General features: G+C 55.6%; 11 protein-coding genes. 7 read left to right on the top strand and 4 right to left on the bottom strand.

The annotated features are described in order from the left end of the window. Positions 1 to 7 precede the first annotated feature (7 nt). The 3 genes from OGY07_RS15480 to OGY07_RS15490 all read left to right on the top strand — a co-directional run bounded on the left by OGY07_RS15480 (position 8) and on the right by OGY07_RS15490 (position 3,854). Positions 8 to 1,276: an oligosaccharide MFS transporter gene (locus OGY07_RS15480; RefSeq protein WP_060570843.1), complete on the top strand. Its 1,269-nt coding sequence runs from the start codon at positions 8 to 10 to the stop codon at positions 1,274 to 1,276. Positions 1,277 to 1,299: 23 nt separating this feature from the next. Then, on the top strand, positions 1,300 to 2,490 hold the full coding sequence (locus tag OGY07_RS15485; RefSeq protein WP_205612680.1) for a glycoside hydrolase family 88 protein: 1,191 nt from the start codon (positions 1,300 to 1,302) through the stop codon (positions 2,488 to 2,490). Positions 2,491 to 2,669: 179 nt separating this feature from the next. Continuing rightward, complete coding sequence (locus OGY07_RS15490; RefSeq protein ID WP_060570841.1) at positions 2,670 to 3,854, top strand: aminotransferase-like domain-containing protein; 1,185 nt, start codon at positions 2,670 to 2,672, stop codon at positions 3,852 to 3,854. A 52-nt stretch (positions 3,855 to 3,906) separates the two neighbouring features. Here OGY07_RS15490 and OGY07_RS15495 read toward each other — a convergent pair whose 3' ends face one another. The 4 genes from OGY07_RS15495 to qseB form a co-directional block, all read right to left on the bottom strand. After that, positions 3,907 to 4,221: a putative quinol monooxygenase gene (locus OGY07_RS15495; protein ID WP_042289259.1), complete on the bottom strand. Its 315-nt coding sequence runs from the start codon at positions 4,219 to 4,221 to the stop codon at positions 3,907 to 3,909. A 30-nt stretch (positions 4,222 to 4,251) separates the two neighbouring features. Further along, entirely contained in the window at positions 4,252 to 4,833 is a 582-nt protein-coding gene (locus tag OGY07_RS15500; RefSeq protein WP_042289251.1) for an NAD(P)H-dependent oxidoreductase, read from the bottom strand. A gap of 105 nt (positions 4,834 to 4,938) precedes the next feature. Then, positions 4,939 to 6,291: a quorum sensing histidine kinase QseC gene (gene qseC / locus OGY07_RS15505; protein ID WP_286601890.1), complete on the bottom strand. Its 1,353-nt coding sequence runs from the start codon at positions 6,289 to 6,291 to the stop codon at positions 4,939 to 4,941. Further along, positions 6,288 to 6,947 (bottom strand): quorum sensing response regulator transcription factor QseB, encoded by a 660-nt coding sequence (qseB, locus tag OGY07_RS15510; RefSeq protein ID WP_042289246.1) that lies wholly within the window; start codon positions 6,945 to 6,947, stop codon positions 6,288 to 6,290. The genes qseC and qseB overlap by 4 nt, the downstream gene beginning before the upstream one ends. Positions 6,948 to 7,099: 152 nt before the next feature. Here qseB and OGY07_RS15515 point away from each other — a divergent pair, with 152 nt between their 5' ends. The 4 genes from OGY07_RS15515 to ftsP all read left to right on the top strand — a co-directional run bounded on the left by OGY07_RS15515 (position 7,100) and on the right by ftsP (position 12,390). Continuing rightward, positions 7,100 to 7,498, top strand: a complete 399-nt coding sequence (locus OGY07_RS15515; protein WP_042289243.1) for a YgiW/YdeI family stress tolerance OB fold protein — start codon at positions 7,100 to 7,102, stop codon at positions 7,496 to 7,498. Between the two features lie 130 nt (positions 7,499 to 7,628). Then, complete coding sequence (gene parC / locus OGY07_RS15520) at positions 7,629 to 9,887, top strand: DNA topoisomerase IV subunit A (protein WP_042289242.1); 2,259 nt, start codon at positions 7,629 to 7,631, stop codon at positions 9,885 to 9,887. A 277-nt stretch (positions 9,888 to 10,164) separates the two neighbouring features. Beyond that, positions 10,165 to 10,902: a 1-acylglycerol-3-phosphate O-acyltransferase gene (gene plsC / locus OGY07_RS15525; protein ID WP_042289239.1), complete on the top strand. Its 738-nt coding sequence runs from the start codon at positions 10,165 to 10,167 to the stop codon at positions 10,900 to 10,902. Positions 10,903 to 10,977: 75 nt separating this feature from the next. Next, a complete protein-coding gene (gene ftsP, locus OGY07_RS15530) occupies positions 10,978 to 12,390 on the top strand; it encodes a cell division protein FtsP (protein WP_042289238.1) in 1,413 nt (470 codons plus the stop codon). Positions 12,391 to 12,425 lie beyond the last annotated feature (35 nt).

Below are 12,425 nucleotides of genomic sequence, written 5' to 3' on the forward strand. Positions count from 1 at the left end.
GGATGATATGAATAAACTCTCACTTAATAACAGAGTGGAATATTACAAAATTAGTAGCTTTATATTCCTCTACTTCTTTACCTGGTCAGCCAGTATTGGTCTTTTGGCTATTTGGTTAGGACAAAAAGCACAGCTCAGTGGAACGGTAATTGGCACCGTGTTTGCCGTGAATGGCATATTTTCAGTCATTCTTAAACCCATTTACGGCTATATTCTCGATAAGATCGGCATGAGCAAATATCTGCTCTATTTTGTGGTGATCATGTCTGCGTTAATGGCGCCGTTCTTTATTTACGTCTACCAGCCGCTGTTGATGTCCAATACGATGCTGGGGATTATTATCGGCGCAATCTACCTGAGCTTTGCCTGGTATGCTGGTGTGGCGGCCTGCGAATCCTATTCGGATCGCTATAGCCGTCTTAACGGAATGGAGTTCGGTCAGATCCGTATGTGGGGCTCCCTCGGCTGGGCTGTCGCGTCCTCGTTTTCCGGTCTGCTGTTTAACCTCTCGCCGGCTTATAACTTTATTCTTGGCAGCGTGGCGTCGGTGGTGATGCTGATCGTCCTGTTGAGCCTGAAGGTCAACGTCAACGCGGCTAACGCGGCGGACGTCCTGACGAAAGATAAGATCGTTCCGGCGGACGTTTACGCGCTGTTGCGTAACCGTAAATTCTGGGCTTTCTGCCTGTATGTCGCGGGCGTGGCGTGGATGATGTTTATCGCCGAACAGCAATTTTCACGCTATTTCGTCACCTTCTTCTCGGATGTTAATGAAGGAAATGCCGTGTTTGGCTATCTCGGCACCGTACAGTCGGGCATGGAATTTGTGATGTATATGGTCATTCCTCTGTTCGTGAATGCCATTGGCGCGAAACGCGGGTTATTGATTGTTGGGGTAGTGGTCGGGGCGCGACTGGTTATTTCCGGAATCTGCGATTCCCATCTGCTTATTTCCATTCTTAAGCCGCTGTACGGTCTGGAAATTTGTTTGCTGCTGGTATCGGTATTTAAATATATCGCGGAACATTTTGATAAACGCGTCAATGCGACCATGTATTTGTTGGGCTATCAGGCGATGCTGTACGTCGGCAACGTGGTCGTCTCCTCGCCCGCTGGATTAATGTATGACCGTATTGGTTTTGAGAAAACCTATATCATTATGGGCGTTATTGCTCTGACCTTTACGTTGATTTCCGCCTTTACCTTATCGGCATGTCAAAGTAAGCGCCGGAATACTGCCGCGCTGGATATCGCTGAAAATAACGCTTCAAGATAAATTACGTCAAAAGGAACCGAAAAATGTTAAATCATATCGTTGAGGAAACGTTGCGCGAATTTCCTGGCAGCCCGGTCAATGTGGGGGCATTTCAGGATCAAATGAGCAGTGCGCGGCAGCATGTCCTTGAGCTGATTAGCCGTCATTTAACGGAATTCGGTGATAAATTCCCCGCCGAGACCTGCGTCAAAGGTTTTTACCCGTTAACGGACAACGTTGAGTGGACCACCAGTTTCTGGACCGGGCAACTCTGGCTGGCCTGGGAGATGAGCGGCGACGCGAAGTTCCGCGAGATGGCGGAAAAGCACGTGCGCTCATTCGGTTTGCGGATTGCCGGACGTCATGACACCAACACCCATGACCTTGGCTTTCTGTATACGTTATCTTGCGTGGCGGCCTGGCGGCTGACGGGCAATCGCGACGCCCGAGGCTTTTCATTGATGGCGGCAGAGGCGCTCCTTGAGCGCTTCCACGAAAAGGCGCGGATCATCCAGGCATGGGGCGATCTTAACGATCCGGAGCAGGCCGGACGCATGATCATTGACTGCAACATGAATCTGCCGTTGCTCTACTGGGCGAGCGAGCAGACGGGCGACATGCGTTTTGCCGAGGCGGCAAAAGCGCACGTGTCGCAGGCGGCGAAATATCTGATTCGTGAAGATGCCTCGACGTTTCACACCTACTACATGGATGTCAAAACCGGCGCGCCGCGCTATGGCAACACACAGCAGGGCTACGCCGACGATTCATGCTGGTCGCGCGGGCAGGCGTGGGGCATTTACGGCTTCTTGTTGAGCTATATCTACACCGGCGATAAAGAGATGGTCTCGCTGTCGAAAAAGCTGGCGAACTATTTCCTCAACCGTCTGCCGGAAGATGCCGTCTGCCACTGGGATCTGGCGCTGGTGGGAACCGACGCGCTACGCGACGCCTCGTCGGCGGCCATTGCGGTTTGCGGCCTGCTGGAGCTGATCAAGCATCTGCCGGTTACCGATCCGGATCGTGAACGCTATCAGCAGTGGGCGATGGGTATTATGTCCTCGCTGACGGCGCATTATGTGATGGCGAAGGACGAGAAGGGCAACGGCTTGCTGAAGCATTCGGTATATCATCTCTCCAGTCATAAGGGCGTCGATGAATGCGCGAGCTGGGGGGATTATTTCTATGTGGAAGCGCTGATGCGTTTCACCCAGTGCTGGAAGCTGTACTGGTAAGCCCTTTCCGCGTCAGGCAATCCCTGACGCGGAGAATATCTTATTGATCCAGACAGAGAGGTCTATTACGCTCAAACGAAGGCGAGAACGCGGGTGTGCAGGAACGTAATCTGGCGGGTATCGACAGGTGGATAGCTGATACCGGGGATGGACGCCGAACTACGTGATAAGGAAACAGAATGAACAACACACATCTCGCCCGAAACGTCGACGCGTTAAAACCGTCGGCGATCCGCGAATTATTAAAACATAGCAAAATGCCCGGCGTCATTTCCCTCGGCGGCGGAATTCCCAGTCCTGAACTGTTCGACAAAACCGGTCTTGAACTCGCCACCCAAAAAATGATGGCGACGCAGTTTCTGGACGCGTTTCAGTACGGTCTGAGCGAGGGATATCCTCCGCTGCGTGAGGCCATCAGCCAGCTTTGCCTGGGGCGCGGGATTCATGCCGCGCCGGAGCGAATTCTGATCACCAACGGGTCTCAACAGTCGCTGGATATTCTGGTCAGAACGTTGATTAATCCGGGCGATAAAGTGGTGGTTGAGCGCCCGACCTACCTTGCCGCTCTACAGGTATTGCAGCTGTCGCAGGCGAATATCCTCTCTGTCGGTACAGACAAAGACGGCATGATCGTTGACGAGCTGGAGCAGTTGTTGCAGCGCCATACCATCAAAGCCCTGTATGTCGTTCCTACCTTTGGCAATCCGGGCGGAGTGGTGCTGAGCGATGACCGTCGCCAGAAGCTGGTGCAACTGGCGAAACAGCACAACTTTGTGATTATCGAAGACGATCCTTACGGTGAAATCAACTTTACCGGCCAGTCCTGCACAACCCTCTTCCAGCATGCGGCGCAAGCCGGTTGCCCGGAGCAGGTCATTTATACGTCGACCTTCTCCAAAATTCTGGCGCCGGGGCTGCGCGTGGGCTGGGTGGTGTTGCCGGAATGGATGGGGCAGAAGGCGACTATCGTGAAGCAGGCGACCGATCTGCATACCAGCGCGCACTCACAGGCGTTGGCGGCCAGCTATCTGTCGCTGGGACGCTTAGCAGAGCAGATTACGGTGATCCGTCAGGCTTATCGTGAGAAGTGCTATTTCCTCGCCGATATGATGCGCAGTGAACTGGGCGAGCATATTACTTTCCATATGCCGCAGGGGGGGATGTTCCTGTGGGGGACCTTCCGTTACGACGTCGACACCACGGCCTGGCTTTCCCGTACGCTGGAGGAAAAGGTCGTGTATGTTCCGGGGGAGTTTTTCTATAGCGATAACCCGGACAAGCGCACGCTGCGACTCTCTTTTGCCACGCCAACGAAGAATGAACTGGAAGAAGCGGTGCGCAGACTGAAAAGGGCGCTGCCGTAAAAAAATCGCCGGGTCGCGATGGTGTGTCGACCCGGCGTGACGCAGGAGACGCTTAAATGCCGGATTCGAGAATACGGATATTCATCTCCAGCACGTCGCCTTTTACCGCTTCGCTATAGGCTTTCATATGCGGGGTTTGCAGGTGCGCTTCAAGATGCGCGATGCTTTCCCACTGCTCAATCATCACGATTGAGTCAGGCGCAGTGGTCTGAAAACTCACGCCCGCGGCGTGATCCACCATCGGCGCATAGCCGTGGCAGCCTTCTTCCTTCAGGACGGTAGGAACGATTTTTGCAAACTGATCCAGTACTGCCTGGCGGTGATGTTGACCCGGACGGGTGCGAATTTCAGCAATAACTGTAAGCATGGTTAACTCCTTCTAATTCCAGACGACTAGTTAACCAAAAATTGCGTTCAGATGCTCGCGATATTCTGCAATGTGACGCGGAACGTCCGGCATTTTAATGACGTCATTAGCGATATAGGTCGGCAGCGGCGTCATGCCCAGGAACTGATTCGCTTTGTGGAACGGCAGATACACGCCGTCAACGCCCACGCCGTGGAAGAACTGATCTTTCTCGGTAAAGGCTTCCATCGGGGCGTTCCAGGTCAGAGAGAGCATGTATTTGGTGCCCTGAATCAGACCGCCGGAACCGTATTTCTTCGATGCGTCGGAGCGGGTACGGCCATCGCTGGCGTACAGCGTACCGTGGCCTTCGGTGAACACATCATCGATATATTTTTTTACCGTCCACGGCGCGCCCATCCACCAGCCCGGCATCTGCCAGATCACCACGTCAGCCCAGACGAAGTTCTGCACTTCTTCTTTTACATCGTACTCGCCGTCAGCGCGAACGATGCGAACATCATGCCCGAGGTCGCGCAGCGTGCCGTCCGCGACTTCGGTCAGGGTGTCGTTAAGTTGACCATTAGAGTGGGCGAATTTTTTCGCGCCGTTGACGATCAGAATGTTGCTCATTTTTTACCCTCTGGAAAATGCGTTTGAGGGCCATTTTACGCCGCAAAACGGCGCGGTGAAATGAGCAAAATGTGCAAAGTCTTTTGCTTCTGACGCAACAATCCGCTATCGCCAGTTCACCGTGGCTTCGAATCCACCGTCGGGCGCATTGCCAAACGCCACCGTCATGCCGTGCAGCGTGGCGATGCGGCGGACAATCGATAAGCCCAGGCCGCTGCCGGTAACGCGCTGCCCCGGGGGGCGGTAAAAGCGCTTGCCAATGTGGTCCAGCGCCTCTGGCGTAACGCCAGGGCCGTTGTCTTTAACGGAAAAACCATTATGCCGCAGCGTGACCTGGACAATACTGCCCTGCGGACTGTAGCGAATGGCGTTATCCAGCAGATTGCGCACCAGCAGGCTGAGCAGCAGCGGCTGACCTGTACGCTTTACATCGTGCGCGACGAGGTGCAGGCGCACATCGATATTCGCCTGTTGCGCCGGATGGTAAATGTCCATCACCGCAGACTGCAGGACGTCATCAAGCGCAAGCGTGGTGACGTCCTGCAGATTATCCAGCGAGTCGAGCCGGGAAAGCGTCAGGAGCTGATCGACCAGGCGGGTTGCGCGGTCGATGCCAGTATGCAACTGGAGTAGCGCCTTTTTCCGCGCCTGCGGGTCATCGTCAGACAGTTGCGCCACTTCGGTTTGCACCTGCAACGCCGCCAGCGGACTGCGCAGCTCATGGGCCGCGTCCGAGGTGAAGCGCCGCTCGCGCATCATCATGTCGTGCGTGCGGGTAAAAAGCTGGTTCAGCGAGTCGATCAGCGGACGCACTTCGCTTGGTACGCCCTGTGAACTGAGCGGCTCGTTGGATTCCGGGTCGCGTAAACCTAACGTCCGGGCCATCTTTTTCAGCGGTTTCAGTTCGCGATGCAGTAGCATAATCAACAGCAGCAGCATCAGCGGCAGGGCGATAAGCCAGGGGATGAGCTGCGCGCTGACGATCGCCAGCGCCATGTCTTCGCGGTATTCCCACTCCTGACCCACCACAATGCGGTAATTACCGTCGGCGGACGTCAGCCAGACAAAACGCCAGAGATCGTCGTCGCCGATCAATCGTCCATTGTCAAACCCTTCCCGGCGGTAGCTGTAGGGGATGTACTGACCGTTGTCGCCATCGTGCAGCACCATTTTGCCGTTGAGGGTGTAAACGGCGAACACCAGAACGTCATCGTCGATATGGCCGTGTTTAAATGTCTTTGGCGTATGGGCCATCCGCTCGGAGGCTTTAAGTTCATCAATGTCCAGCGTAATCAGCCGTTTGGCGAACAGCATCAACTGCGTGTCAAACAGCTCGTCCACATTGTCGGTGGTCTGTTTCCAGGCGACGAAACTCGATGCTCCCCAGGTCACCGCCGCCAGCATCAAAAAGATGAGTGTGAGCCTGACCCGCAGGCTGAGCCGTTTTGTCACCGTTATGCCTCACCGAGCGTGTAACCGATGCCGTGCACGGTGCGAATGAAATCGCTACCCAACTTACGGCGCAGATGATGAACGTGAACCTCAACGGCGTTGCTGGTGACCTCTTCGTCCCAGTTATACAGTTTTTCTTCGATACGTTTTCGCGGCAGCACCCGGCCTTTATTGCGCATCAGCAATTCCAGCAGCGCGAACTCTTTTGGCTTGAGCGCTAAGTTTTCACCCGCCAGCGTGGCGGTCAGACCGCCGGGATCCAGCGTCACCTGACCGTGGTGGAGTTCGCTGCTGGCCTGCCCGCTGGCGCGGCGCATAAGCGCTTCCAGCCTGGCGGCGACCTCAATCAGCGCAAAGGGCTTGCAGAGATAATCGTCCGCGCCGAGGCGTAAACCTTCAACCCGCTCCGCCAGCGCATCGCGCGCGGTCAGAATCAGTACCGGTTCGCGTTTACCCTGTTCGCGCCAGTCGCGCAGAATATCGCGCCCGTCCATGCCTGGCAGCGACAGGTCGAGAATGACCGCGTCGTAAGGCGCGCTGTAAAGCGCCTCTTTTCCCTGGCGCCCTTCGGTAAACCAGTCGACGCTAAACCCCATTTTACTCAACCCCGCTTTGATGCCGTCGCCAATCAGCGCGTCGTCTTCAACCAGTAAAATCCGCATCTTTTCTTCCCTGGATCCGCCTTCATCACGGCAAGTAAACCCCGAGGTCGCCCGCGATGTACAGTAAAAAAATGTCTTTTTTTTGGCTTAAGAACTTGTTAAGGATTAACTTATGTAATGGACATGAAATGACATGAAAGGGAGAAACGATCGTGAAAAAATTAGCAGCTATCTTTGCCGTTCTGGCACTCAGCTCCGCACCGGTTCTGGCAGCTCAGCAGGGCGGTTTTTCCGGTCCCTCGGCCACACAAACGCAGACGCAGGGCGGTGGCTTCGTCGGACCGAACGGCAGTAGCGCAACCGTAGAAAGCGCAAAATCGCTGCGTGACGATACCTGGGTTACCCTGCGCGGGAACATCGTTGAGCGTGTTTCCGATGACCTCTATCTGTTCAAGGACGCTACCGGCACCATCAACGTTGATATTGACGATAAACGCTGGAACGGCCTGACCGTCACCCCGCAGGATACCGTTGAAATTCAGGGAGAAGTGGATAAAGACTGGAATTCCGTAGAAATTGACGTGAAGCAAATCAGGAAAGTCAGCAAATAATCCCCATCAGGGCCGCTTTCGCGGCCCTTTTCTTTGTGACTCAACGCGCCAGATAAGGTAGTATCTGCGGCAATATTGCCTGAAAAGATACCGGGTATCTGGCGGGCTTACAGTTGAGGAATCACGATTAATGAGCGATATGGCAGAGCGCCTTGCGCTGCATGAATTTACGGAAAACGCTTATCTGAATTACTCCATGTACGTCATCATGGACCGTGCGTTGCCGTTTATTGGTGATGGTCTGAAACCCGTACAGCGTCGCATCGTGTACGCGATGTCCGAGCTGGGGCTGAATGCCAGCGCCAAATTTAAAAAATCCGCCCGTACCGTCGGCGACGTGCTGGGTAAATACCATCCGCATGGCGACAGCGCCTGTTATGAAGCCATGGTGCTAATGGCGCAGCCGTTTTCTTACCGTTACCCGCTGGTTGACGGTCAGGGGAACTGGGGCGCGCCGGACGATCCGAAATCCTTTGCGGCGATGCGTTATACCGAATCGCGTCTGTCGAAGTATGCCGAAGTCTTACTGAGCGAACTGGGACAGGGGACCGCCGACTGGGTGCCAAACTTTGACGGCACGATGCAGGAGCCAAAAATGCTGCCTGCGCGTCTGCCGAACATCCTGCTGAACGGCACCACCGGCATCGCCGTCGGCATGGCGACGGATATCCCGCCGCACAACCTGCGCGAAGTAGCGAAAGCGGCGATTACCCTGATCGAGCAGCCAAAGACCACGCTGGATCAACTGCTGGATATCGTTCAGGGGCCGGACTTCCCGACCGAAGCGGAAATCATCACATCCCGCGCTGAAATTCGTAAAATTTACGAAAATGGCCGCGGTTCGGTACGTATGCGCGCGGTGTGGACCAAAGAAGACGGCGCGGTGGTGATTACCGCGCTGCCGCATCAGGTTTCCGGCGCCAAGGTGCTGGAGCAAATCGCCGCCCAGATGCGCAATAAAAAGCTGCCGATGGTCGACGACCTGCGCGACGAGTCGGATCACGAAAACCCAACCCGACTGGTGGTCGTGCCGCGCTCTAATCGCGTGGATATGGAGCAGGTGATGAACCACCTGTTCGCCACCACCGATCTGGAAAAAAGCTACCGCATTAACCTGAACATGATCGGTCTGGACGGTCGCCCGGCGGTGAAAAACCTGCTGGAGATCCTTACCGAGTGGCTGGCGTTCCGCCGTGATACCGTGCGTCGCCGCCTGAACTATCGTCTGGAGAAAGTCCTGAAGCGCCTGCATATCCTCGAAGGTTTGCTGGTGGCGTTTCTCAATATCGACGAAGTGATCGAGATCATCCGTACGGAAGATGAGCCGAAGCCAGCGCTGATGTCGCGCTTTGGCATCAGCGAAACCCAGGCCGAAGCGATCCTTGAGCTGAAATTGCGTCATCTCGCCAAACTGGAAGAGATGAAGATCCGCGGCGAGCAGGACGAACTGGAGAAAGAGCGCGATCAGTTACAAGGGATCCTCGCTTCTGAGCGGAAGATGAATACGCTGCTGAAAAAAGAGCTGCAGGCGGATTCAGACGCTTACGGCGACGATCGTCGTTCGCCGCTGCACGAGCGCGAAGAAGCGAAGGCGATGAGCGAGCACGATATGCTGCCGTCCGAACCGGTAACCATCGTACTGTCGCAGATGGGCTGGGTGCGTAGCGCCAAAGGTCATGACATCGACGCCCAGGGGTTGAACTATAAAGCGGGCGACAGCTACAAATCGGACGTGAAGGGCAAGAGCAACCAGCCGGTGGTGTTTATCGACACAACCGGGCGAAGCTACGCCATTGATCCGATTACGCTGCCGTCGGCGCGCGGTCAGGGCGAGCCGTTGACCGGTAAGCTGACGCTGCCGCCGGGCGCGACCGTAGAGCACATGCTGATGGAAGGCGACGATCAGAAGCTGCTAATGGCATCGAACGCGGGCTACGGTTTTGTCTGCACCTTTAACGATCTGGTGGCGCGCAACCGTGCCGGTAAAGCGTTGATTACGCTGCCGGAAAACGCTCACGTTATGCCGCCGGTGGTGATCAGCGACGAAAGCGATATGCTGTTGGCGATCACCCAGGCCGGACGGATGCTGATGTTCCCGGTGAGCGATCTGCCGCAGTTGTCCAAAGGTAAAGGCAATAAGATCATCAACATCCCGTCGGCGGAAGCGGCGAAAGGGGATGACGGCCTTGCGCACCTCTACGTACTACCGCCGCAAAGCACCCTGACCATTCATGTCGGGAAGCGCAAAATCAAGCTGCGTCCGGAAGAGTTGCAGAAGGTGACCGGCGAGCGCGGTCGTCGCGGTACACTGATGCGCGGTCTCCAGCGTATCGATCACGTTGAGATTGATTCGCCGCGTCGCGCAAGCCAGGGCGACAGCGAAGAGTAAGAGGTTTTTTAACGCCTGAAACGCGGACGGGCCTGAAAAGACGCAATGCGTCGCCGTCAGGCCCGTCCGTCGTAGCGGATGGCGTTGTTAATACTTTTCCGGCCTGCGGTTTTAACCCTGCCGCTGGGCCGGATGTACATTAAAATTTCCCGTAAAACCGTTGTTTATTCGTGAATAGCGATTAACAATACAGTTTTCCAGAGAGCCACATCAACAATACCCTAACCTGATAGCAGGTGACGTAGAATCCCGGGCTCTTAGGCCTTCAGAGGTTGTTATGCTATTTATTTTTCGATTTATTATTACCGTTATTTACTCCATTCTGGTTTGTGTTTTTGGATCGATTTACTGCCTTTTCAGCCCGCGTAATCCAAAACATGTCGCGACATTCGGGCATATGTTTGGTCGCCTGGCGCCGGTGTTTGGCCTGAAAGTCGAATGCCGCAAACCTGCCGATGCCGAAAGCTACGGCAACGCCATCTATATTGCGAATCACCAGAATAATTACGATATGGTGACCGCAGCGAATATTGTCCAGCCGCCAACCGTTACGGTGGGAAAAAAGAGCCTGCTGTGGATCCCGTTTTTCGGCCAGCTTTACTGGCTGACGGGTAACCTTTTGATTGACCGTAACAACCGTGCGAAAGCCCACGGCACGATTGCCGAAGTGGTGAACCATTTCAAAAAGCGCCGTATTTCTATCTGGATGTTCCCGGAAGGGACCCGTAGCCGCGGTCGTGGGCTGCTGCCGTTTAAAACGGGCGCGTTTCACGCCGCCATTGCCGCAGGCGTACCGATTATTCCGGTGTGCGTTTCGAATACCTCAAATAAGATTAACCTCAACCGTCTGAAGAATGGTCTGGTGATTGTCGAGATGCTGCCGCCGGTGGATGTGAGCCAGTACGGTAAAGACCAGGTTCGCGAGCTGGCCGCCCATTGCCGTTCGCTGATGGAACAAAAGATTGCAGAACTCGATAAAGAAGTCGCCGGGCGGGAAGCTGCCGGAAAAGTTTAATTAAGCACGCGTTATTTGCAGAGAACAGGCCTCCTTTTTCTGCCCGTCGTTTAGCCAGTTTTACAGGGAGCTTATATGTCACTCAGTCGGCGTCAGTTCATTCAGGCATCGGGGATCGCACTGTGCGCAGGTGCAGTTCCGCTGAGGGCAAATGCTGCCGGTCAGCAACAGCCGCTGCCCGTTCCGCCGCTGCTGGAGTCCCGCCGCGGTCAGCCGTTATTTATGACCTTACAGCGTACCCACTGGTCTTTTACCCAGGGGACGCGCGCGCCGGTATGGGGTATTAACGGACGCTATCTTGGCCCGACGATCCGCGTCTGGAAAGGCGATGACGTTAAGCTTATCTACAGCAACCGTCTGACCGAAAACGTCTCTATGACCATCGCCGGATTACAGGTGCCAGGACCGTTGATGGGGGGACCGGCGCGGATGATGTCGCCGAATGCCGACTGGGCGCCCGTGTTGCCTGTTCGTCAGAACGCCGCCACGCTGTGGTATCACGCCAATACGCCAAACCGTACCGCTCAGCAGGTCTACAATGGCCTGGCCGGTATGTGGCTGGTGGAAGATGAGGTCAGTAAAACGCTGCCTATCCCCAATCATTACGGGGTGGATGATTTTCCGATCATAATTCAGGATAAGCGGCTGGATAACTTCGGTACGCCGGAATACAGTGAGCCGGGAAGCGGCGGTTTCATCGGCGATACGCTGCTGGTGAATGGCGCGCAAAGCCCATACGTAGACGTTTCTCGCGGTTGGGTACGTTTGCGCTTGCTAAACGCCTCCAACGCGCGCCGCTATCAGCTGCAAATGAGCGACGGGCGCGCGCTGCACGTTATCTCTGGCGATCAGGGATTTTTGCCCGCGCCGGTGTCGGTGAAACAGCTATCGCTGGCGCCGGGCGAGCGCCGTGAGATTCTGGTCGACATGACCAACGGTGATGAAGTGTCGATCACCTGCGGCGAAGCGGCAAGCATCGTCGACCGGATCCGCGGTTTCTTCGAGCCGTCCAGTATTCTGGTGTCCACGCTGGTGTTAACGCTGCGTCCGACCGGGCTGCTGCCGCTGGTCACCGACAGCCTGCCGATGCGCCTGCTCCCGACGGAAATCCTGGGCGGCGCGCCGATTCGCAGCCGCGATATCAGCCTGGGAGACGATCCGGGGATTAACGGTCAACTGTGGGATGTAAACCGCATTGATATCACCGCGCAGCAGGGCACCTGGGAGCGTTGGACGGTGCGCGCCGACATGCCGCAGTCGTTCCACATTGAAGGCGTTTCTTTCCTGGTGCGTAACGTTAACGGCGCGATGCCGTTCCCGGAAGATCGCGGCTGGAAAGATACCGTCTGGGTAGACGGTCAGGTTGAGCTGCTGGTGTACTACGGCCAGCCGTCCTGGGCGCATTTCCCGTTCTACTTTAACAGCCAGACCCTGGAGATGGCCGATCGCGGCTCTATCGGCCAGATTCTGGTCAACCCGGCGCCGTGACGCGTCACCCACTCGCCCTTCCGGGCGAGTGAATA

The sequence above is a fragment of the Citrobacter sp. Cs237 genome (assembly GCF_030332325.1).
GTDB lineage: Bacteria > Pseudomonadota > Gammaproteobacteria > Enterobacterales > Enterobacteriaceae > Citrobacter_A > Citrobacter_A sedlakii.